The 21,683-nt window shown below is 62.1% G+C and carries 25 protein-coding genes, 1 tRNA gene and 1 pseudogene; 16 read left to right on the top strand and 11 right to left on the bottom strand.

Going from position 1 to position 21,683, the window contains the following annotated elements; genetic code table 11:
• Positions 1-12: 12 nt before the first annotated feature.
• Entirely contained in the window at positions 13-417 is a 405-nt protein-coding gene (locus AC0L2B_RS14085) for a SpoIIAA family protein (protein ID WP_473745748.1), read from the bottom strand.
• A gap of 112 nt (positions 418-529) precedes the next feature.
• On the opposite strand from AC0L2B_RS14085, the gene AC0L2B_RS14090 reads away from it, so the two are divergent.
• Both AC0L2B_RS14090 and AC0L2B_RS14095 read left to right on the top strand, forming a co-directional pair.
• Positions 530-1,270: a pyridoxine 5'-phosphate synthase gene (locus tag AC0L2B_RS14090; protein ID WP_473745749.1), complete on the top strand. Its 741-nt coding sequence runs from the start codon at positions 530-532 to the stop codon at positions 1,268-1,270.
• A gap of 103 nt (positions 1,271-1,373) precedes the next feature.
• Complete coding sequence (locus AC0L2B_RS14095; RefSeq protein ID WP_473745751.1) at positions 1,374-3,287, top strand: potassium transporter Kup; 1,914 nt, start codon at positions 1,374-1,376, stop codon at positions 3,285-3,287.
• Between the two features lie 233 nt (positions 3,288-3,520).
• Here AC0L2B_RS14095 and AC0L2B_RS14100 read toward each other — a convergent pair whose 3' ends face one another.
• Positions 3,521-4,411 (bottom strand): SDR family oxidoreductase, encoded by an 891-nt coding sequence (locus AC0L2B_RS14100; RefSeq protein ID WP_473745752.1) that lies wholly within the window; start codon positions 4,409-4,411, stop codon positions 3,521-3,523.
• A gap of 136 nt (positions 4,412-4,547) precedes the next feature.
• Here AC0L2B_RS14100 and AC0L2B_RS14105 point away from each other — a divergent pair, with 136 nt between their 5' ends.
• Complete coding sequence (locus tag AC0L2B_RS14105; RefSeq protein ID WP_473745753.1) at positions 4,548-4,958, top strand: winged helix-turn-helix transcriptional regulator; 411 nt, start codon at positions 4,548-4,550, stop codon at positions 4,956-4,958.
• Positions 4,959-5,039: 81 nt separating this feature from the next.
• A pseudogene (locus AC0L2B_RS14110) lies at positions 5,040-6,113 on the top strand (FAD-dependent oxidoreductase).
• Here AC0L2B_RS14110 and AC0L2B_RS14115 read toward each other — a convergent pair.
• Positions 6,076-6,837: a glutathione S-transferase family protein gene (locus AC0L2B_RS14115; RefSeq protein ID WP_473745754.1), complete on the bottom strand. Its 762-nt coding sequence runs from the start codon at positions 6,835-6,837 to the stop codon at positions 6,076-6,078. The pseudogene AC0L2B_RS14110 and the gene AC0L2B_RS14115 sit on opposite strands and share 38 nt — an antisense overlap.
• Positions 6,838-6,935: 98 nt before the next feature.
• On the opposite strand from AC0L2B_RS14115, the gene AC0L2B_RS14120 reads away from it, so the two are divergent.
• On the top strand, positions 6,936-7,388 hold the full coding sequence (locus tag AC0L2B_RS14120; RefSeq protein WP_473745755.1) for a MarR family winged helix-turn-helix transcriptional regulator: 453 nt from the start codon (positions 6,936-6,938) through the stop codon (positions 7,386-7,388).
• 37 nt (positions 7,389-7,425) lie between these two features.
• Here AC0L2B_RS14120 and AC0L2B_RS14125 read toward each other — a convergent pair whose 3' ends face one another.
• On the bottom strand, positions 7,426-7,854 hold the full coding sequence (locus AC0L2B_RS14125; RefSeq protein WP_473745757.1) for an anthrone oxygenase family protein: 429 nt from the start codon (positions 7,852-7,854) through the stop codon (positions 7,426-7,428).
• Positions 7,855-8,032: 178 nt separating this feature from the next.
• Here AC0L2B_RS14125 and AC0L2B_RS14130 point away from each other — a divergent pair, with 178 nt between their 5' ends.
• Together AC0L2B_RS14130 and ilvC are read left to right on the top strand one after the other, a co-directional pair.
• Positions 8,033-8,686, top strand: a complete 654-nt coding sequence (locus AC0L2B_RS14130) for a TetR/AcrR family transcriptional regulator (protein ID WP_473745758.1) — start codon at positions 8,033-8,035, stop codon at positions 8,684-8,686.
• Between the two features lie 138 nt (positions 8,687-8,824).
• The gene (gene ilvC, locus AC0L2B_RS14135) at positions 8,825-9,844 is read left to right on the top strand and encodes a ketol-acid reductoisomerase (protein WP_023798824.1); all 1,020 of its coding nucleotides are present in this window, start codon (positions 8,825-8,827) and stop codon (positions 9,842-9,844) included.
• A gap of 97 nt (positions 9,845-9,941) precedes the next feature.
• Here ilvC and AC0L2B_RS14140 read toward each other — a convergent pair whose 3' ends face one another.
• Positions 9,942-10,226, bottom strand: a complete 285-nt coding sequence (locus AC0L2B_RS14140) for a PilZ domain-containing protein (protein WP_473745760.1) — start codon at positions 10,224-10,226, stop codon at positions 9,942-9,944.
• Positions 10,227-10,385: 159 nt separating this feature from the next.
• Complete coding sequence (locus tag AC0L2B_RS14145) at positions 10,386-10,952, bottom strand: BA14K family protein (protein WP_473745761.1); 567 nt, start codon at positions 10,950-10,952, stop codon at positions 10,386-10,388.
• A 159-nt stretch (positions 10,953-11,111) separates the two neighbouring features.
• Here AC0L2B_RS14145 and AC0L2B_RS14150 point away from each other — a divergent pair, with 159 nt between their 5' ends.
• Together AC0L2B_RS14150 and AC0L2B_RS14155 are read left to right on the top strand one after the other, a co-directional pair.
• Complete coding sequence (locus AC0L2B_RS14150; protein WP_473745762.1) at positions 11,112-12,224, top strand: endonuclease/exonuclease/phosphatase family protein; 1,113 nt, start codon at positions 11,112-11,114, stop codon at positions 12,222-12,224.
• Positions 12,225-12,236: 12 nt separating this feature from the next.
• Complete coding sequence (locus tag AC0L2B_RS14155; RefSeq protein ID WP_473745763.1) at positions 12,237-12,953, top strand: hypothetical protein; 717 nt, start codon at positions 12,237-12,239, stop codon at positions 12,951-12,953.
• A gap of 28 nt (positions 12,954-12,981) precedes the next feature.
• Here the strand turns inward: AC0L2B_RS14155 and AC0L2B_RS14160 are convergent, their stop codons facing one another.
• From AC0L2B_RS14160 to AC0L2B_RS14175, 4 genes are all read right to left on the bottom strand, one after another.
• Complete coding sequence (locus tag AC0L2B_RS14160) at positions 12,982-13,224, bottom strand: hypothetical protein (protein ID WP_473745764.1); 243 nt, start codon at positions 13,222-13,224, stop codon at positions 12,982-12,984.
• A gap of 122 nt (positions 13,225-13,346) precedes the next feature.
• Positions 13,347-14,564 (bottom strand): ABC transporter permease, encoded by a 1,218-nt coding sequence (locus AC0L2B_RS14165; RefSeq protein ID WP_473745765.1) that lies wholly within the window; start codon positions 14,562-14,564, stop codon positions 13,347-13,349.
• 2 nt (positions 14,565-14,566) lie between these two features.
• The gene (locus AC0L2B_RS14170) at positions 14,567-15,271 is read right to left on the bottom strand and encodes an ABC transporter ATP-binding protein (RefSeq protein WP_287138178.1); all 705 of its coding nucleotides are present in this window, start codon (positions 15,269-15,271) and stop codon (positions 14,567-14,569) included.
• A 4-nt stretch (positions 15,272-15,275) separates the two neighbouring features.
• Positions 15,276-16,568, bottom strand: a complete 1,293-nt coding sequence (locus AC0L2B_RS14175; RefSeq protein WP_473745766.1) for an efflux RND transporter periplasmic adaptor subunit — start codon at positions 16,566-16,568, stop codon at positions 15,276-15,278.
• A 126-nt stretch (positions 16,569-16,694) separates the two neighbouring features.
• Between AC0L2B_RS14175 and AC0L2B_RS14180 the strand changes: the two genes are divergently transcribed.
• Positions 16,695-17,606: a PhzF family phenazine biosynthesis protein gene (locus tag AC0L2B_RS14180; protein WP_473745768.1), complete on the top strand. Its 912-nt coding sequence runs from the start codon at positions 16,695-16,697 to the stop codon at positions 17,604-17,606.
• 104 nt (positions 17,607-17,710) lie between these two features.
• A tRNA-Lys gene (locus AC0L2B_RS14185) sits at positions 17,711-17,786 on the top strand.
• Between the two features lie 892 nt (positions 17,787-18,678).
• Here the strand turns inward: AC0L2B_RS14185 and AC0L2B_RS14190 are convergent.
• Positions 18,679-18,915, bottom strand: a complete 237-nt coding sequence (locus AC0L2B_RS14190; RefSeq protein WP_473745770.1) for a hypothetical protein — start codon at positions 18,913-18,915, stop codon at positions 18,679-18,681.
• 259 nt (positions 18,916-19,174) lie between these two features.
• On the opposite strand from AC0L2B_RS14190, the gene AC0L2B_RS14195 reads away from it, so the two are divergent.
• The 5 genes from AC0L2B_RS14195 (at position 19,175) to AC0L2B_RS14215 (ending at position 21,518) form a co-directional block, all read left to right on the top strand.
• On the top strand, positions 19,175-19,432 hold the full coding sequence (locus AC0L2B_RS14195; protein WP_473745771.1) for a hypothetical protein: 258 nt from the start codon (positions 19,175-19,177) through the stop codon (positions 19,430-19,432).
• Between the two features lie 452 nt (positions 19,433-19,884).
• Positions 19,885-20,094: a hypothetical protein gene (locus AC0L2B_RS14200; protein WP_473745772.1), complete on the top strand. Its 210-nt coding sequence runs from the start codon at positions 19,885-19,887 to the stop codon at positions 20,092-20,094.
• Between the two features lie 587 nt (positions 20,095-20,681).
• Entirely contained in the window at positions 20,682-20,867 is a 186-nt protein-coding gene (locus tag AC0L2B_RS14205) for a hypothetical protein (protein WP_473745773.1), read from the top strand.
• 95 nt (positions 20,868-20,962) lie between these two features.
• On the top strand, positions 20,963-21,169 hold the full coding sequence (locus AC0L2B_RS14210) for a KTSC domain-containing protein (RefSeq protein ID WP_473745774.1): 207 nt from the start codon (positions 20,963-20,965) through the stop codon (positions 21,167-21,169).
• Between the two features lie 139 nt (positions 21,170-21,308).
• On the top strand, positions 21,309-21,518 hold the full coding sequence (locus AC0L2B_RS14215) for a hypothetical protein (RefSeq protein WP_473745775.1): 210 nt from the start codon (positions 21,309-21,311) through the stop codon (positions 21,516-21,518).
• The last annotated feature ends 165 nt before the right edge of the window (positions 21,519-21,683 follow it).

Raw genomic sequence — 21,683 nt, forward strand, 5'->3', positions numbered from 1 at the left:
GGTCGACCTGCGTCAGCGTGGGGCCAGCGGTGTGGCGTCGAGCCATTCCCAGGCGGATGCTTCGTCCTTTGCCTCGAAATGCCTGAGCTCGACAGGCGAGGAGGCAGGCAGCAAGCTCTGCGCGCTGGGTACCCAGTTCGGCTCGCCGACCGCAGCGCAGCGGCCGACATGCTCCACGGCATGGGCCGTGCCCTGTTCAAGCGTTTCGTCCGACACATCGGCCCAATCGACGCCTTCATGGTCGATCAGGCGCACAAGCACATCGATTTTCGGGTGCAGCGCGTAGGCCGCCTCCAGCAATCCGAACAGGTTTTCCGCATCGGCCGCCGTGACATGGCCGACGACGTCGATGGCGAACAGGTCGTCGCGGTCGGTGTCGATGCGGCGAACCGCCGGCACGTCTTCAAGATAATTCACGGGTCTTCCTCTTGCTGGATATTATACGTCCCTCTGGAACACCGCAAACCCCCTGTCTGTTCCCGCCAAAGGCGGTATAGATGGCCGCGATTTAATCCGGACCCGAGAAGCCATGCCTGCAAAACTCTCCGTCAATCTCAATGCCATCGCCATGCTGCGCAACCGGCGCGACCTGCCGTGGCCAAGCCTCATCGGGCTCGGGCGCCTGGCGCTGGCCGCGGGCGCGCATGGCCTGACCGTGCATCCGCGGCCCGACGAGCGGCACACCAGGCATTCCGACCTGCCGCAGATCAGGGCGCTGATCGACGACGAATTCCCCAAGGCGGAGTTCAACATTGAGGGCTATCCGAGCGAGGATTTCCTGGCGCTCGTGGAAAAGCACCAGCCGGAGCAGGTGACGCTGGTGCCCGACGACCCTGCCCAGGCCACCTCCGACCATGGCTGGAACTTTGCCGCCGAGGCGGCGTTCCTGACACCGATCGTCAAACGGCTGAAAAAGGGAGGCTTTCGCGTGTCGTTGTTTTCCGACCCGGATCCGTCAGGCATGAACGCCGCGCGCGACACCGGCGCCGACCGGATCGAGCTCTACACGGGGCCGTATGGCAGCTTTCATTCCGATTCGGCCAAAGCGGCGAATGAGCTGGAAAGATTGGGAAAAACCGCGGATGCAGCACTTGCCGCCGGGCTTCAGGTCAATGCCGGCCACGATTTGGTGGTGAGCAACCTGCCGGCGTTGGCAAAGCGCATCCCGGCATTGGCTGAAGTGTCGATCGGACATGGGTTGACAGCCGATGCGTTGGAGTATGGCATGGCCAATACGGTCAAAAGATTTCTGAAGGCCTGTGGGTGGTAGAGATGGAAGCCTCGCTTTGCGGACATGGCAGCCATCACGTAGGGGCACTTGATATTGCATCGCAGCAAGCGTAGAGCACCGCGCGCTTATCGGAGTGTCGTCCATGGCCCTTACCAACAGTGGTAGTGAGGCAGAACCAGTCGAACAGTCCAGCCATCCTGAGGTCGAAAAGCACAGCACCAAGGTCTTGATGCTGGGCGCCCTCGGCGTGGTCTATGGCGATATCGGCACCAGCCCTATCTATGCGCTTCGCGAAGCACTGCATGCTTCGTCGGGCACCGATCCGCGCAGTGCCGTTCTGGGCATTCTGTCGCTGATCGTCTGGGCACTGACGATTATCGTGACCATAAAGTATGTCGCCTTCGTGCTTCGGGCGGATAACAAGGGTGAAGGCGGTACCCTGTCGCTTATGGCGCTGGCCCGGAAAGCCTATCCGGCTGGTTCCGGCATCATTCTTGTCATCGGTCTGTGCGGAGCCGCACTGTTTTTCGGCGACGCGATCATAACGCCGGCCATTTCGGTGCTTTCAGCGGTGGAAGGGCTGAGCGTCGTGACCCCGGCGTTCGATCCATATGTGGTTCCCATTACATTGGTGATTCTTGCCGTCCTGTTTGCCGTGCAGCGCTTCGGGACCGGCAGAGTGGCCTCGGTTTTCGGGCCGGTGACAGCGCTCTGGTTTCTGGCGATCGGCATTGCCGGATTGGTGCACATTAGCGACGATCCGTCGGTGCTTTTGGCAATCAACCCCTACTATGCCGTCGCCTACCTTGCCGAGGCCAAAGCGGGCGCGTTTCTCACCGTCGGCGCGGTTTTTCTGGCGGTTACCGGTGCCGAAGCGCTTTACGTCGACCTCGGACATTTCGGTCGCCGTCCAATCGTGCTGGCCTGGTTCTGGATCGTCTTTCCCTGCCTGCTGCTCAGCTATTTTGGGCAAGGCGCGTTCGTTCTTGCCCATGGCGGCGTGCCCGACAATCCGTTTTTCCAGATGCTGCCGGATTGGGCACTGATACCGATGGTCGGGCTCGCAACAGCAGCGACTGTCATCGCCAGTCAAGCCGTTATCTCCGGGGCGTTTTCGCTGACCCGGCAAGCGGTGCAGCTCAATCTTCTGCCCAGAATCGAAGTTCAGCATACTTCCGAGATGCAACTCGGCCAGATTTACATGCCGCGCGTGAACCTCCTTCTCGCGCTCGGCGTGATGCTGCTGGTCGTCGGCTTTGGCAGTTCGAGTTCGCTCGCTTCCGCCTATGGAATTTCGGTGACAGGCGAGATGCTGATGACGACGATCTTGCTGTTCGTGGTGATGCGGTGGCAATGGAAATGGCAGACCGCGTTGGCTGCGGCGCTGGCGCTGCTGTTTGGCACGATAGACACCGGCTTCTTCCTGGCGAATATCGTGAAATTCTTGGAAGGCGGATGGGTTTCAATCGCCGTGGCCTGCATCATGGGGTTGATCATGGGGACCTGGATACGCGGCAGCCGCTATCTGTTCGACAAGACGCGCAGGAACGAGATTCCGCTCGATTTCCTTGCCGCCAATTTGTTGAAGAAGAAACCGCAGCTGGTGTCCGGCACGGCCGTGTTCCTGACCAGCGATCCGGTCAGCGCGCCGACCGCGCTGATGCACAGCCTGAAGCACTACAAGGTGCTGCACGAACAGAACGTCATCCTCTCGGTGGTGACGGCGCAGCAGCCTGTCGTGCCCGACAGTGACCGGGTCAAGATGGAAGCGATCAACGATCTGTTCATGCGGGTGACACTGACCTTCGGCTACATGGAACAGCCCAACATTCCGCGTGCGCTGGCGATCTGCCGCAAGCAGGGCTGGAAGTTCGACATCATGACGACCTCCTTCTTCCTGTCGCGGCGCTCGCTCAAGGCGTCACCCAACTCCGGCATGCCGGTGTGGCAGGACAAGCTGTTCATCGGCTTGGCGCGCACGGCAGCCGATGCGACGGAGTATTTCCAGATCCCGACCGGACGTGTGGTCGAGATCGGAACGCAGGTGGCGATTTAGGGGCGGCGCGAATACTGAGCCGTTGCGATCCTTCGCGCCCCCCTCTGTCCTGCCGGACATCTCCCCCACAAGGGGGGAGATCGGCAGCTTCGGCCTTACAGCCATCCTGCGACGCTTGAAGATTGGCGAAAACCTCGGTGGCGGCCAATCTCCCCCCGTGTGGGGGAGATGTCCGGCAGGACAGAGGGGGGCGCTGTCCCGCCGGCTTCGGAAGTCCGGCACTCTATTCTGGCTCAGCTGGCCAGCGCTGCCTTGTTCGCTTCAAGAAACTGCTTCAGCGATTGCGGCTTCCTGCCCGACAGTGTCTCGATCGCGTCGGTCACCATGCCGATGCGGCCGGAGCGCGTGTTGGTGTCGAAGGACGTGACGATTGGGGCAAAGCCCTCGGGAACGCCGGCAGCCTTCAGGCCCTCGGTCAACGCCTCGTCCGAAAGCTGGACGACCTCGATCGGCTTGCCGGTGACGTCGGTCACCAGGGCCGCGATCTCGGCGACGGTATGGGCCTGCGGACCGGTCAGCGTGTATGTCGTGCTTTCGCTGGCGCCCGAGGCAAGGCCGGCAGCGATCGCCGCGGCCATGTCGTCGCGGGCGCCATGGGCGATGCGGCCGTCGGCCGCGGATGTATACCAGTGTCCCGAGGCAATGGCGTGCGGCAGCGACATGAACAGGTTCTCCTGATACCAGCCGTTGCGGAAAATCGTGTAGGGGATGCCGCTCGCCTTGATCGCCTGCTCGGTACCGTAGTGATCGCCCGCAAACAGCACTGGCGATCCCGGCTCAGGATTGGGCATCGAGGTGTAGAGCAGATGCGAAACGCCGGCCTGCCGCGCGGCTGCGACGGCATTTTCGTGCTGCTTGAGGCGCTTGCCCCCAAGGTCGAGCTCGCCGGTCGAGACGATCAGGATCCTGTCGGCGCCCTTGAATGCTTCGACAAGCGATGCCGTGTCATCGAAATCGGCTTGCCTGATGATGACGCCGCGCGCTGCCAGCTCGGCGAGGTTTTCCGGATTGCGGGTGGCGGCGATGATCCGTGCGTGCGGAACCTTGAGCGTGTCCAGCAGATGATGGATGACGCCGCGGCCAAGCTGGCCGGAGGCGCCGGTGACGAGAAGGGTTTCGGTCATGGGAAGTCCTGTCGTTGCGCCGGAGCGGCGGGTGCTTATATAAGTCTCAAAAAGAGACCAGCACTAAAATAGGAATTGACCGACCCTCGTAAAGAAGGCAGTTTTGCGGGAGGTAGGCAGGCGCAGGGAACCAGCGATGGACAGCAAGATCATCAGTCTGAGATCGAAACTCGAGATTTACAAAGCGGGCAGCGGCGGCGGCAACATTGCCGACTGTCCGGTGCGCGACGTGATCCAGGGCATCAGCAACAAATGGAGTTCGCTGCTGATGATGGCGCTGGCCGAGAAGCCGTACCGGTTCGGCGAATTGCGGCGGCTGGTGCCCGACATTTCCCAGCGCATGCTCACCCAGACGCTGCACGATCTGCAGCGCGACGGTTATGTCCATCGCGAGGTCTTCCCGACCAAGCCGCCGAGCGTCGAATACAGTCTGACCGATCTCGGACGCTCGATGTTCGGGCCCCTGCATCAGCTGCTCCAATGGGCCGAGCTCAATCATGGCGCGGTGCGCGCTGCGCGGAACGCTTTCGACGCTGCCGAGACCTGACTCATCGATACCAGGAGCGACGGCTTGATTTGCCGATAGCGCTGAAGGACTGTCCGGCTTGGGCGAGACGATTCGGCGGCAATGGGCATTTCTCTGGACATCGCGATTGCCGGCGCCGGGCCGGCCGGGCTGGCCGCGGCGCTCTATCTGAAGCGTGCCGGACATCGGGTCACCATCTTCGAGCGCTTCGACGAGCCAAAGCCGGTCGGGTCCGGGCTGATCCTGCAGCCGACCGGGCTGACGGTGCTTGCCGATCTTGGTGTGCTCGACGACATCCTGGCGCTGGGCAGCCGCATCGACCGCCTGCATGGCGCCGACGCGAAAACCGGCCGCAACGTGCTCGACGTCCGCTATGCTGCGCAGCGCCGAAGTCGTTTCGGGCTGGCGGTGCACCGGGCGGCCTTGTTCGGCGTGCTTTTCGGCGCCGTCCGGCGCGAGGCGATCACCATCGAAACCGGCGTCGAGCTCGAGACGCTGGAAACCGGCGAACGGTTTCGACGAGCACGCGCTGCTGCAGCGCTACGACAGGGCGAGCGTGATGATCGGCGTGCTGCCGATCGGCAGGCCGGAACCGGGCGCCGAGAAGATGGCGGCATTCTTCTGGAGCCTGAAGCCGGCGGACGCAGAGCAGGTCAGGGCGACAGGCCTCGACGCCTGGAAGGCGAGGCTGGTTCGACTGTGGCCCGAATGCGAGGCGTTCACGCGTCAGATCGACAGTTTCGATCAGCTTTCGCTGGCGCGCTACGGCCACCACACGCTCAAGGTGCCGGCCGGACGGCGATGGGCGGTCATCGGCGACGCGGCGCACTCGACCAGCCGCAGCTCGGGCAAGGGGCGAACATGGCGCTGCTCGACGCGGCGGCGCTCAACTATGCGCTCATAGGAACGGCTCGTGTCGATACGGCGCTGGAGGTCTATGTCCGGGCGCGGCGATGGCATGTCCGGGTCTTTCAGGCGCTGTCGCTGATGCTGACGCCGTTCTACCAGTCGGATTCGACCGTGATGCCGTTCGTCCGCGACAGGCTGGTGGCGTCGGTGGCAAAAATCCCGCCGGCGCCAAACATCCTTGCCGCGATGGTGGCTGGAACCGTGGTCGATCCGTTCAGGCGGATCGGTATCAAGGAAGCGCAGTGGCCGCCTCGCGGTGGCGGATGAGTTTCGAAAGGTGCGAACCCTTCGCTTGCAGGAATGCATGAAGGCGCTGTGGATAGTCCGGGGTGACGGCGTCCTTCACCGACTTGCGTTCGTGCAATCGCTTTCGCCAGGCCTCGACACGCGGCTTTCCGCTCAGGATGCCGAACGCGCCGATCCGATCGAAGGCGTCGAAATAGCGGAAGACTGGCCCATAGACTGCATCGACCAGTGAAAAGCGCTCGCCAGCAAACCATGGCCCAGCCCGGCCAGCCGCCAGTTCTATTTCGAGACGATCGAACATTGCCGACAGAGCTTCGTTTTCGGCAAGGAAGGCGGCCTCTGTCGGAGCGGAATAGAACCGACCAATGGCGTTGAGAATGGCCGAGCCGAACTCGATCCAGGCGCGATGCCGGGCGCGGGCCAGCGGGTCGGCAGGATGCAGCGGGTTGGCCAGCGTTTCCTCGAGAAATTCGAGGATGACCGCCGATTCGAAGATCACGGTTGCCTCGCCGTCCTGCTGCACGCGCAGCAGCGGTACCTTGCCGAGCGGCGATATCGCCTTGAACCAGGCCGGTTTTTTGGCGAGATCGATGGTGAGGCGTTCGAACGGCACGTCCTTTTCGCAGAGCGAGATCGCCGCGCGCTGCACATAGGGACAAAGGTGGTGGCTGACGAGAACGAGCTTGTCGGTCACCAGGCCGCCCGTCTCCGGAATGTCGACGATCTCGCAGATTTCATGTTTCATGGCAGTGCCTTCCGATATAAATGCAGTTGCATCTATATAGATGCATTTGCATCCATTGGCAAGCTTGATGCAATTGCATCTATCGCCTATGCTGCATTATGACGGAGAATCCCTCGCCGGCGGCCATCAAAGCCTGGGCGCGCCTGATGCGCGTCTCGCGCCAGCTGCTGGAACGAGCCGAAGACGCGCTGAAGGACGCCGGCTTGCCGCCGCTTGCCTGGTACGACGTGCTGCATGAGCTTGCCGAAGCCGGCGAGGGCGGCTTGCGGCCGTTCCAGCTGATCGAGCGCACCCTGTTTGCGCAGTACAACGTCTCGCGGCTGCTGGCGCGGCTCGAAGCGGACGGGCTGGTCGAGAAGCTCAGGGTTGCCGATGACGGTCGCGGACAGACGGTCCGCATCACCGGCAAGGGGCGCGAGATGCGCCGCCGGATGTGGGCCGTCTACGGGCGATCGATCGCCGAGCTGGTCGGCGCCAGGCTCTCCGATGACGACCTGGAAACCTTGTCGGCTCTGCTCGGGCGGCTGCGTCATCCGGCGATGCCGGAGTGATGTGGTCCGGCTGGCGCCGAAGATCGTTGCAGCGACGTCAGACACTTCCCCGGAGGAATGCCAGTGCCGCCAGCACGCCAAGCATGACGCGAACCAGATGCAGATTGCCCCATTTGACGATCAGCGCCCGCGCCTGCGGATTGACGGCGGCCGCGTCCATCGCCTCCAGCAACCGGTTTTTCGGCATCATTACGATCAGCGTCCATGGCCATGGCAGGATGATCAGCACCGCCCCCGTGAGATAGGCGAGACTGCCGGTCTGCCACCAGGCAACGACACCAAGAACACAGGCGACGACGGCAATCGACGCCTGCATGGCGGCGCCGCGCTTGTAGGAAGGCTGCCATTCCTGCAGCAGTGCACGGTCGTCGAGGCGAAGCCGCGCCGGTTGCTCGGCAACGCTGATATAGATGGCGGCGCCCGCGAAAGCGGCGGCAACAGTCAATGCAAGCAGGCCGACGAGCATTTTTCTCTCCGCGATAAGCCGTACGAGCGGTGGCCGTACGAGCGGTGGCCGTTCCGGCCTGGAAGTGTCAAAAAGCGGAGATAGGGCTTGCCCCGGGTCCGACAATACGTCATAGACGCGCCGAACCGTAACGTACGGTACGGCACCGGCCGCCGCCGTCATCGAGCAGGAAAAGAGTTTGTTTCAGGCAAGCGTCGACATCGACACCAGCGAAGCGCTGACCGAGCGGCAGAAAGCCGTGCTCGACGCCGCACTTCGGCTGCTGGTCGAGGAGGGCGATCAGTTGACCATGACCGCGGTGGCGCGGCGGGCAAGCTGTTCCAAGGAAACGCTCTACAAATGGTTCGGCGATCGCGACGGGCTGTTGACGGCAATTGTTCAATGGCAGGCCTCCAAGGTGCGGGTGGTGCCGGTCGACGGCAAGGGGCTTAACCTTGCTTCGCTGACGGTGAGCCTCGCACGTTTCGCTTCGGACTGGCTCAAGGTGATTTCGAGCGACACATCGATCGCGCTGAACCGCGTCGCCATTGGCCGTGCCGGGTCGGGGAACGACGATCTTGGCGCCATCGTGCTGGAGAACGGGCGATTCGCGCTGGCCCGGCGCCTGAAGCCGGTGCTGGAGGCCGGTCGGCAGGCCGGGCTTCTCGAGTTCTCGGATGCCGAAGAGGCATTCCGAACCTTTTTCGGGCTGGTCGCCCGCGACGTGCAGATCCGCCTGCTGCTCGGCGACCAGCTAAAATTGACTGATGCAGCGATCGGCGGCGATGCCGTCCGGGCGACGCAGCAGTTTCTCGCTCTTTACGGAGCAAAAACCGGGCCGCAAGGCCCCTAGAGCCGGATGATTTCAGGTCAAGTCGAACTGAAATCTGAATCCGGCTCTAAATCAAAGAGATAGAGCATGATGTCGTCCGAAAACCGCTTCACACTTTTCGGCATTATGCTCTGAATTCAAAAACGGGAAGGAAGAAAAATGCGTGTCTATTACGATCGCGACGCCGATCTCAACCTGATCAAGGGCAAGAAGGTCGCCATCATCGGCTATGGCAGCCAGGGCCGGGCGCATGCGCTCAATCTCAAGGATTCTGGCGTTGGGGAAATCGCCATCGGTCTCAAGGCCGGCTCGGCGACCGCCCAAAAAGTCGAGGCCGATGGGCTCAAGGTGATGAGCGTGGCGGACGCCGCCAAATGGGCCGACCTGATGATGATGGCGACGCCGGACGAGCTGCAGGCCGACATCTATAAATCCGAGATCGCGCCGAACATTCGCGATGGCGCGGCGATCGCCTTCGCCCACGGCCTCAACGTGCACTTTGGCCTGATCGAGCCGAAGGCCTCGGTCGACGTCGTCATGATCGCGCCGAAGGGACCCGGCCACACGGTGCGCGGCGAATACCAGAAGGGCGGCGGCGTGCCGTGCCTGGTCGCGGTCAACCAGGACGCTTCGGGCAATGCGCTTGATCTCGCTCTGTCCTATGCCTGCGGCGTCGGCGGCGGCCGTTCGGGCATCATCGAGACCAATTTCCGCGAGGAATGCGAGACCGACCTGTTTGGCGAGCAGGTGGTGCTGTGCGGCGGTCTGGTCGAGCTGATCCGCGCTGGCTTCGAGACGCTGGTGGAAGCCGGCTACGCGCCGGAAATGGCCTATTTCGAGTGCCTGCACGAGGTCAAGCTGATCGTCGACCTGATCTATGAAGGCGGCATCGCCAACATGAACTACTCGATCTCGAACACCGCCGAATGGGGCGAATATGTTTCGGGCCCGCGCATCATCACCGCCGAGACCAAGGCCGAGATGAAGCGCGTGCTGAAGGATATCCAGACCGGCAAGTTCACCTCGGAATGGATGCAGGAGTATCGCGCCGGCATGTCGCGCTTCAAGGGCATCCGCCGCAACAACGACAGCCATCAGATCGAGGAAGTCGGCGCCAAGCTGCGCGCGATGATGCCGTGGATTTCGAAGAACAAGCTGGTCGACAAGGCCAAGAACTGACCGAAATCCGCACTTTATCATTGCACAAAAAAGCCGGCGGAGCGCTCCGCCGGCTTTTTTTATACAAAGGCCGTGTGGAGAATGCCGTTCAGGGGATCTAGCCGTAGTGCCAGTGGGGCTTTGGCTCGGTGCCGGTGAACATCACGCCGATGCGGTCCTCGCGGCGCCAGCGGACCACTGCCTTGTAGGCGATGCCGTCGGTCGGCACATAGAGCAGGAACTCGTCGGGCACGCGAGCGTCGATCGAGACCTTCAGTTCGGCGCCGCCGTCATGCATGTTGCGGACCGTGCACGTGACCTCGGAATTGGTCATGCCGGTCAGGATCGTCGCGCCCTTGAAGACGCGCTGCCTGTGTTTGTCCCTGTGTTCGTCTTCAGCCATCGCGCATAATCCCTGGTGCGATCGGCAGGATAATTAGGCCCGCCTGATAAACATAGCGTTATCGTCGCGCAGAAAAGGACGCAAAGGGCTTCAGAAGAAGTCAGATGAAAAACGGCGCCGCGAGCGAGCGGCGCCGTTGGAGTTCATCAGTCGCACCACTCAGCTATAGGGCGACCAGCACTGCTGGCGCGGACCGCCATAGGGCTGGAACGTGTTGTCCCAGGCGCGATAGGACCGGTAGCGGTCGTAGCACCAGCGGACATGGGCACTGGAAAGCCGCTCCGTGCGATACTGATGCCGAGGCGGGTAGTAGCGCGGCTCATAATAGCTCGGCCCACTATAATAGTTGTAGGCGGGCAGCCCGAGACCCAGGCCGAAATAGATCGCGGAATCATTGAAGTGACGGCGGTGATGACGACGGTGGCGCCAGCGCCGGTCGTCGTGATCACGCCATCTCCAGGCTTCGTCGCGACCGCGCCATCTCCGTTCATTGCCACCGCGCCACTCCCGGCCGCCGTGCCGATTGCGCCAGCGCCATTCGCTCCGCCTGTCGTTGCCGCCGGCCCAGCTTTCGCGGACAGGCACAATCTCGGGGGCGACGGCGTTGGCCGGCATCGGCAGCACGGGTTTGGCAATCGGCCCGGCGAACGCGGGGGCCGACAGGCCGGCCATCAGACCCAGAGCCAGCAGCCCGGATCTGACAGAAAAAGAAAAGAGCGGGTTCATTGCACTCTCCAAGAGATCTCAGGCCCCACGCCCGGCGATGAAGAATGTCATTCATGCAGCTTCGCGCCTGAACGGAGGATGAACGGAAAGGTTTCGTCAACCATGACCGGCAGGGCGGGCCCTTGTTTTCGGCCGCGCTTGTGGGCAAAGGTCACCGCCATGTCGCTGCGCCTCGCCACCTTCAATGTCGAAAACCTGATGAACAGGTTCGATTTTTCCGGATACCGCAACCAGCTCAACGAGGATCGCACGCTGGCGCTGTTCGACATCCAGAGCGAGGCCGAATACAAGATGCTGGAGCAGGCGCGGGCGATCGCGCAATCCGACGATACGCGGCAGCTGACGGCATTGGCCATCGCCGCCAGCCGCGCCGACATCATCTGCATGCAGGAGGTCGACAATATCGAGGCGCTGAAGGCTTTCGAACACGGCTATCTGTTCAGGATGGTCGGGCATGGCTACCGCCAGAAATACACCACCGCCGGCAATGATTCGCGCGGCATCGACGTCGCCGTGATGATGCGCAACGAGACCGCGCAGGGCCAGCCGATCGAATTCGTGCGCATGACAAGCCACGCCTATGTCACGTTCGAGCAGTTCGGCCTGCACACGCCGGAGCTGGCAGCGTTCGGGCATCAGGCCAACCAGCGCATCTTCCGGCGCGACTGCCTGGAAATCGACCTGACCGTCGGTGGCGTGCCGCTGACGCTCTATCTGGTGCATTTCAAGTCGATGGGCGCGCCCCGCAACGGTCTCGACGGGCGCCAGGCGACGATGCCGCTGCGCATCGCCGAGGCGCAAGCGGTGCGCCGGATCATCGAGGAGCGTTTCGGTGGGGACCACGCCGCCGACAAATACTGGGCGATCTGCGGCGACATGAACGACTATCGGCAGCGCGTGAAGATCTCCGGCGACGCCTTTGACGGCTACCGCTTCGAGGTGATCGACGAGAGCCAGTCCTGCCTCAACGTGCTCACCGCCGGCGGCTTTTGCGAGAATGCGGTCGAGCGGCGCCCGGAGATGGATCGCTGGACCTTGTACCATACGCGCGGGCCGCAGGAGCGGCATCTGTGCCAGCTCGACTACATCCTGTTGTCGAAGGCACTGGCAGCCAGGAACGCGACCGCCGTTCCCGACATCATCCGCAACGGCCAGCCCTGGCGCACGATCTTTCCGGCAGGCCAGGAGGTGGACCGGTTTCCGCGTTGCGGCTGGGACCGGCCGAAGGCGTCGGACCACTGTCCTGTGGCGATCACCCTTGAAATGACCTGAGGATCGTTTTCGTTGAGCTTCGACCTGCCGCGCAACATCATCCTTCCGGTCGACGCCGTCGACGTCAGGCTCGACCCCGGCCCGCATCCGTTCGAACGCGACAATGCGCAAGCGATCGCCGAGAATTGGCGGCGCGAGACCGCGGCCAACCCGGCGCTGTTCGACGGCACCGTGGTGCTGCTTTCGGCGCTCCGCTATCGCGACAGCAGCCTCGTCGGCCGCTGCCATGCGGTGCGCTACTCGACCTTCATGCTTTGGCGCGGCAATCGCCAGGTGGCGGGGGCCGAGCACGCCTATGCCCATGCCATGCTGGTCGCCGGCGACAATGCGCTGGTGGCGATCCGCATGGCGTCGCACACCGTCAATGCCGGTCGCGTCTACTTCGCCGCCGGCTCGTTCGAGCCAACCGATTTCCGCGACGGCCTTGTCGATGTCGACTTCAACATGATCCGCGAGGTGCGGGAAGAAACCGGCCTCGACCTTGCCGGCGCGGCGCGCGGCAGGCGCTACTATGCCCTGTCGACGGCAACCGGCACGGTGATCTTTCGCCGCTATCGCGAGACTGCATCCGCCGACGAGATCGTGCAGCGCATCAGTGCCTTTGTCGCCACCGAGGCAGAGCCGGAAATCGACGGGCCTGTCATCATCCGCAGTGCCGATGACCTGCCGGACGGGCTGATGCCGCACATGAAGCCACTGATCGAGTGGCATTTTGCCGGCAAGGGATAGTTTGTCGACAGGAGTTTGCCGACAGGGGTTAACGACGCATTTTGTTCTCGATGGTTTTGCGGTCGTTGCGGGCGGCGACGAAAAACAGCATGACGCCGATACCCAGCAGCGCACCCATCGCAGTTCCGATCGTCTGACCGACAACCTGCTGGAAGTCGGCGGTGACATGATCGGGGTTGGCCATGCCATAGCTGGCCAAATACCACCAAAAGCCCGCCAATGCGGCCTCGATGATCACCGTCACCAAAGCCACTCGCTCTTTCTTGCTCATCCCACTATTCCCCCATATCCCCAAGGCGATTGCTAGCACCGCGGGCTGTTCCGCGACAGGGGCAGGGCGACGGCCGCGCCAAAATTTTGGGGACATCTGAAGGCGACGCACGCTGCGCCGCGCTATTCATGCCTCAGCGCGTCGATCGGATCGAGCCGCGCGCCGCGCAGCGCCGGGAAGAAGCCGAACACCATGCCGATCAGCGCCGAGAACCCGACGGCGAGCAGGATCACCGCCGGGCTTGGCGCAAACGGGATCGCCAGCGTCAGCGAGGCGAGGCCGGCCAGCGCCAGGCCGATCAGGATGCCGATGATGCCGCCGAGCAGCGACAGCACGGTCGCCTCGACCAGGAACTGGATGAGGATGTGCTTTTCATGCGCGCCGATGGCCAGCCTTATGCCGATCTCGCGGGTGCGCTCGGTGACCGACACCAGCATGATGTTCATGATGCCGATGCCGCCGACCAACAGGCTGACGCCGGCGACCGCGCCCAGCATGCCGGTCATCGTCGTGGTGGCGCTCGCCATGGCGTCGGCGATCTGGGTCATGTCGCGTATCGAGAAGTCGTCTTCGCGGTCCGGCGGGATGCGGCGTGCATCGCGCAAGATGTCCTCGACCCGCGGCAGCAGCTCGGTGGTCGCCGTCCTGTCGTCGGCGGCGACGTAGATCGAGTCGATGTCGCGGTTGCCGGCGATGCGGCGCTGGTAGGCGGCGAGCGGCATCAGCACGACATTGTCCTGGTCCTGGCCGAAGCCGGTATAGCCTTTTGGCTCGAGCAGGCCGATGATCTTGCACGAGGTGCGGTTGACGCGAATGATCTCGCCTTCGGGGTCGCCGGCGCCGAAGAACTGCTGGCGCACGGTTTCGCCGATCAGGCAGACGCCGGTGCCCGAGCGGATTTCCGAATCGCTGAACGGTCGGCCCGAGATCAGCTTCCAGTCGCGCGCATCGAGATAGGCGCTGTCGGTGCCGGTGACACCCGACGTCAGGCTTTCGGTGCCGAAGATGACGCGGACCTGCTTTTGCGAGGCGGGCGAGATGGCGCGGGCGCCGCTCAAATGTGCGACAAGCGCGGCAAGTTCCTTGCTGCCGAGCGGACGTGTGGCCTGGTCGAGCCCTCCCGGTCCGCCGGGCCCGGCCGGGCGGCCGGGGCGGACAACGAGCAAATTGCTGCCGAGCTTGGAAATGTCGGCCTTTACCTTTTCGGTGGTGCCCGAGCCGATGGTGAGCATGGCGATGACGGCGGCAACGCCGATGACGATGCCGAGCAGCGTCAGAAACGAGCGCAGCACGTTGCGGCGCACTGAAAGCAGCGAGAGGCGGACGGTTTCCCAGATCATGGTTACACCACCTCAAGGTTCATGGCATCGGAGGCGACGTGGCCGTCGAGGAAGCGAATTGTGCGCTCGGCATAAGCAGCGACATCGGCCTCGTGGGTGACCATGGCGATGGTCAGGCCAAGCTCGGTGTTCAGCCGCGTCAGCAGCTCCATGATCTCGTGCGTACGTGCGGTGTCGAGATTGCCGGTCGGCTCGTCGGCGACGAGCAGCGTCGGCCTGGTGACGATGGCGCGTGCGATCGCCACGCGCTGCTGCTGGCCGCCGGAGAGCTCGGCCGGCGTGTGGTGCTCGCGGCCGACAAGGCCGACCTCGGCCAGCGCCTTCATGGCGAGGTCGTGACGCTCGCGGGCGGCGACGCCGCGATAGATCAGCGGCAGTTCGACATTCTCTACCGCGGTGGTGCGCGGCAGGAGATTGTAGCCCTGGAAAACGAAGCCGACATAGAGATTGCGCAGCATGGCGCGGCGGTTGCGGTCGAGACGGCCGGCGTCGATGCCCATGAAGCTGTAGGTTCCGGCCGTCGGTGTGTCGAGGCAGCCGATGATGTTCATCGCCGTCGACTTGCCCGAGCCGGACGGGCCCATGATGGCGACGAATTCACCGCTGCGGATGGCAAGATCGACGCCAGCCAGCGCATGCACCGTGGCCTCGCCCTGGCCATAGCTCTTCCAGACCTTGTCGAAGGTGATGAGCAGCGAGCCTGACATGATTTCAGCTCCGCTGCTGAACTGCGGTGATGACTTGCGCACCTTCTGCGAGACCGGAGGTGATCTCGGTCAGCTCGCCATCGGTGGAGCCGACTTTGACGTTGACCGGCCGGGGCCGACCATTCTCCAGCACGTAGAGCGTGCGCGAGCCGTCGGTGGGCTGCGCCGTCGCCTGGCGCTGGCGGTTGCCGCGTGGACGGCCCATACGGCCCGTGAACAGGTCGCTCAGGCTCCACGCTCGGGCACCAGATGCCGCCGGCCGGTAGCGGAAAGCCGTCGACGGTACGGTGAGCACGCCTTTTGCCTCTCTGGTGACGACCGAAACGGTGGCAGTCATGCCAGGCCGCAACAGTAGCTCGTTGTTGTCGACCTCGAACCGCGCGTCGTAGGTGACGACGCCGTCGGTGGTGACCGAAGCATAGGAGATGTCGCGGATCTCGGCATCGAACGGCCGCTCGGGAAAGGCGTCGACGGTGAAGCGGGCATGCTGGCCGGGCTTGACCGCGCCGATGTCGGCCTCCTCGACCGCTGCCTTCAACTCCATGTTCCTGAGGTCGGCGGCGATGACGAACAGCACCGGCGCTTGCAGCGAGGAGGCAACCGTCTGGCCGGGATCGACCGAGCGCGTCAGAACGATGCCGTCGATCGGCGCATAGATGGTGCTTTTGGCGAAGTCCGTCTGCTGCGCCTTGAGATCGGCATTGGCGATGGCCAGATTGGCTTTGGCGCTGTCGAGCGCTGCCTTTGAGCGGTCGCGCGTCGCTGTCGCCGCTTCAAGCGACTGGTCCGTCGCCATGCCGCGCTTGGTGAGCGCCGCCGCGCGCACAACCGCCCTTTCGTTTTCGGTGAGGGTTACGATGGCGGTCTCGACATTGGCAGCCGCCGCCTTGGCGGAAGCCTCGGCGCGCTCGATCTGCACCTCCAGCTTGGCCGTATCGAGCGCCGCCAGCACATCGCCCTTCTTCACCTGCTGGTTCTCGTTGACCGCGACCGAGCGGACGACGCCGGACAGTTCGCTCGAAATATCGACTTGGGTGAGCGGCTGCAGCGTGCCGGTCGCCGATACTCCGACCGTGAGATCGGCGACAACGGCCGGCACAGTGGTATAGTCGATCTTGGCGGGAGACGCGGCATACCATTGGTACCCCGCCAGGCTTGCGGCGACGACGACCAGGACAAGCAGGCCATAAAGCCAGCCCCGACGCCGTTTCTTCTTCAGACCCAGGCGGTCGAGCCCGAGTGCCGTCTTTATGTCGGAAGTGGATTCCGTCTTTGGCAGATTGACAATCTGGTCCACGCCGGACCCCTATAATACCAGTGATGTCCCAACCGGTGCACTGATCAGGCCGAATGGTTCAAATATCAAATTAAATTTCGCCCATGTTTGGGCCCCTGTTGGGATTGAGGCAGAAGGCTTTCTACAATGCTGACCCGGAATTACTTACTTTACGACGTGTTCACCACCGAGCGGCTGGGCGGCAATCCGCTGGCCGTCGTGCTTGACAGCAAGGGACTGGACACTGCCGCGATGCAGGCTATCGCGGGCGAGTTCAACCTGTCGGAAACCGTTTTCGTGCTGCCGCCCGACAATCCCAAGCACCGCGCCCGCATCCGCATCTTCACGCCCGACTATGAGATGCCGTTCGCCGGCCATCCGACGGTGGGCGCTGCGATTGCGCTTGCCGAAATGGCTGGCGATGGCGACACTGCCGGCATCTTCGTGCTGGAGGAAAACATCGGCCCGGTGCGCTGCGCCGTCAGCAAGCACGATGGCGCCATCTTTGCCGAGTTCGACCTGGCCAAGCTGCCGGAGCGGCTGGAATTGTCCGCCGACCCGGAAGCGATCGGGGCGGCACTTGGCCTGGGGCCGCACGAAGTCGGCTTCGAAAACCACCGCGTCTCGTTCTGGTCGGCCGGCGTGCCCTACGTGACCATTCCGGTCGCCGATCTGGAGGCGGCGGCCCGGATAAGGCTGGACAACCAGGCGTGGTCGGAACTGGCGCCCCGCAAGAGCGATTGGGCCCTCGCCAGCCCGTATGTCTATTGCCGCGAGACGGTGAACCACGACAGCGCCTTCCATGTCCGCATGATCGTGCCGGGCAATCCATCCTATGAAGATCCGGCGACCGGTTCGGCGGCCGCCGCCTTCGCCGGCGCGATCATGCATTTCGACGGTCCGAGAGAGGGTGTTTCCCAGCGTTGGATCGAACAAGGGCTGGAGATGGGGCGGCCTTCGCGCATCCGCCTCGAACTGAATGTCGAAGGCGGCAAACTGGCCTCCGCCCGCATCGGCGGCCATGCCGTCAAGGTGGCGGAAGGCAAGCTGTTCGTCTGACCGCGATCGGCTCGAGCCGATTTGTCGGGAAATGAATCCGGCAGGGCTGGACATGGCGGATGGCGGCGGCTATATGCCCGCCGACGCTGGTTTTACCGGCGAGTGGGTGCGTAGCTCAGTTGGTAGAGCAGCTGACTCTTAATCAGCGGGTCACAGGTTCGATCCCTGTCGCACCCACCACTCGCAAGCCCAAGCAGCACAAGGCTTTGCGAGGATTGGTGGTCCTCCCTTTCCAATGTCCTTTCTCGATCTAGTAATGGTTTAGTAAGGGCGGGCCCAGCTCGGCGTGGAACGCATTGACTCGGCTAATCCGCACTATAGGATTGGTCCGAGTTCCCCGGCAACCCCTCTTCAAAATCCCGGATGAAGAAGGAGCGTTGTGCTTATGAAAAGCTATTCTCGGGAGTTCGCCCTCAGCGACAACACGGACGGGTCATCCCACAGGCTTTTGGTTTTCGGCGAGTTTCCGAATGCCGAAGGCTTCGTCGGATGCCTTACGACGGCCAAAGGTGCAGAGGTCTTTGTGCTCGGCCTGAATGTGACTGGAGGGAGGCCCGCAAAGTTTCGGGATTATCTGGAAAGGGCTGACGCCCGCTGCCGGCGATTCAAAAGGCGAGCCCAGCGGTAGCTGCTCGGCCAAAGCCGCCGCCTCAACCGTAGAGCCATGCGCGCCGCCCCAAAGTGTGTGGGCGGCGCAATGCTTGCTGCTGTGCGCGGCCCTAGTGGGAGGAATATAGCGCCATCACGGCGGCGAGGTAAGATGGAGCGATCATCATGTAGGCGATCTGGAGAGAGGTCATCCGGGTTTTGATTCCTTTCCTGAAGATGACCCAATCCATACTTTCGCCGGCTCGAACAGAACATGAACATTTCGTGATGCAATTAAAGCCTGAGCGGTCAATGCATCGGCCCCAGTGCCATCACCGCGAGGAGGTAGGAGAGGGCAATCATAAGGTAAGCAATTTGGAGGGAGGTCATCTGGAGCGAATCCTTGGTTGAAGATGACCCCTTAGATACTCCCTTGCGTCAGGGACGGCAGATGATGGTCTTGCCAAACGAGGAGCGGGATATCTCAGATCCCATACCTCATGACAATGAAGACCACCGGTGCAAGGATCAGGAAGATCGCCATTAGTATAATAACGGCAAGGGCCAGGCGCTCCGTTCGCCTGACGAGTGCAGCGACCTCGTCGTCGCTCGACGAAATGAGATCAATCACCGAGAAATCTGTTGGGTTAGGAGTTTGATTGTCATTTGCGGGTCGGCTTGCGACCTCATCAACATTCTGTCTGCTCTGGATAAGGGTCACAGTTCTTTCCGCTATTAATGTCGGGTGCCCGCCGAGGGGGGACAAACAGCCGGCACCCAGTGAACCACCGATGAAGGGACTTTACTCGGCGGCCCAAGACCAATGCAGTGGTAAGGTCTTGGTTGCCAGCCTCAGCCCTCTGTCTATGACGCAAGGAACTTCAGTCTTACCGCATGTGGGACCATAGCCCTGTGGCGGAACTAAGTACCACCGGTCCCATTTGCCGACCAGTGATAATTCAGAGATAGGAGAGATAGCCATGGCTGACCGCCCAACGGTTGTTCACTCAGGCGGAAATGGCGGCACGGCTGTCGCCGTCGTTCTCGCGATTCTCGCAATCGTGATCCTGCTGTTGTTCACTGGCGTTATCAACATCCAGGGCGGGGGCGACGGAAAGGACGTTGATGTAAAGGTTGACGCGCCCAAGGTCGAAGCGCCAGCCACGCCCGCTCCGGCAGAGCCGGCCGCACCCGCTCCGGCCACACCCGCTCCCGCAGCACCTGCTAACGGCGGCTGATTGTGATATCGGATATCGAAGCCCGGCGGGATGCTCTTCCGGGCTTAATGAATGCGTCGAGGGCGAGCCGTCCACATTGGAAAGCAGCGCAGGGAACAGAAAGCCGTACCTCAAGCTGAACGTGCGCCTATCCATCTCGTCTTGGCAAGCTCGACTCCCCGATAGCTCGCTTGAGGCGGTATTTTTTATCTTCCTGCGGAACAATGGAATGGGCTGAAAGTTCGGCCCGTGCAGCATCTCCTGTGCAGACATGCTGCGAGATCGGATTGCACCTCCGATCAGCCCGCGCCCTTCGCGTCCTCCCTCCCTCCCTCCGTGGGGCGCGGGCTTCCATGGAACCAACGATCAAGGCTCTTCGGACGTCCAGTCCCTCCGTATTGGCACCGAGGCGTTTTTCTGATTGTTTTGCAAAAATCTGATCAAGGAATCGTGTCGTTAAGGAGGCTGGTTTATTGCCGATTCATCGAAAAGCCGAAGCTGCCGCTATTTTCGATCCTTCCGAGCTCGCTCTACTTGGCCGCGTGTTCGATCGCTTGAAGGTTGACGAAAAATCGGAACAAGAACGCGAAACGCTCGCATCCCGAATTATTGCCAATTACATGGCCGGAGTCGTGGACGAGCAAGAACTTTTTTCGGCTTCCAGACTGCCGCTGGGGCGGTAGGCAGCTGGCAGTCGAATCCCTGGTAAAAGCTAGCTGTCGGGTAAATCCTTCCAACCGCGGGTTGGTAGACGCGACACAGGCGGCACCCTATGATTTTTCACGATCCGCGAACCGGGCAAATCCCTAACACACCCCGTGCTCGGTGATCGCTTGGTCGACCCGTCGCTCTCCTGTGCGGCGGGTTTTTTGTTTCATATGGATCACTTGGTTGGAGGCACAGTTCGGTGCCTGCGGCCTTCACGAATGATACTGCAGCTAACATTTCGACCCTTTGCGGAACTCTTCAGCAATCAAAGAGTTGCGTACAAAAGGTGATTGTTATGGCAACACAAGATAAGGACCATGCCTTCCGAGAGCTGATCAGGTCGGAAGACTATCGTCGGAAGCTACGCGGTCTACTAAGATTGGACGACAAACAAACTTTGCCACCGAGGCTTGTCGCGTTAGCCGTGGAGCTTCAGGAGGAGCTTGAGCGACGAGGGTAGAATTGGCTGACGAGAACCCTCAGCTGCACACATTCCTGATCCCTAACGGAACCATTCCGTGACCCGCGAGTTGCTGCGCCACTGTCGGGGACTCCTGCAGACATGGCAAAGCGTGACAGAGACGGGCATAAGACCCTTGCCGAGGCCGTTCGGGAGTTGATCGGTACCGAAGACAATCGTCGCCACGTAAACAAGCTGTTTGGGCTGAAGGTCGAACCAGAGCTGACCCCAACCCTAGCTTCGTTGCTGGAGGCGATTGGTAAGGCGGGGCGGGACGAAACCCCTTAGCTGCCCTACATACCCCCATTGACTGACCGGCCTTCTAAACTGCTGTGGTAGGATCCAGCGGGGCGCTTCCGGCGCCGAACCAAGGCGTGAACGTCATGCCGTCCACCTCGATACGCAAAACGGAATACGATCCGGAACGCAGAACCCTCTCGGTGTGGTTCGTGGCCAGCGGTAAATGCTACCAGTTTGAGGACGTGCCGCCGGAGACTTTCGCCGCGTTCAAAGCCGCCTTCGCGAAGGGCCGCTTCTTCAACGATCACATCCGCAATCATTTCCGCTACCGTCTGGTTGGTACTCAATAACGAGCTTCAATGGCCTGAACCTGTCGAAGTCCTACGGAGAGTTTCTGTCATTTCTCGCGTCTGCGATTCTGCAACGGGGTGCGGTTTTTTGGTGTATAGTAATGCTGCACGAAAAATCTCTGGGCGAAGGGGGTTTGTCATGCCGATTCGTGGAAGAGAAGAGGATTCGGGTGTTTTCAACCCGTCCGAGCTGGCGCTACTTGGCCGCGTGTTCAATCGGTTGAAGGTTGACGGCCAATCGGAACAACAGCGCGAGTCGCTCGCGTCCCGAATTATTGCCAATTACATGGCCGGAGTGGTGGAGGAGGAAGAACTTCTGTCGGCTTCGAAACAAGCGCTGGGGCGGTAAGTGGCTGGCGCACGTTCGCCTCCTGCAGCATCTCCTGTAATTCGAGATCGGTGTCCCATTCCGATCAGGCCGCGTCCTTACCCTCCGTGGGGGCGCGGGCCTCTCTCGTTCATGGAAAAACGACCAAGGCTCTTCGGACGTCCAGCCCCTAGCAAGGGCCTGTTC

The organism is Mesorhizobium sp. WSM4815, assembly GCF_055811575.1.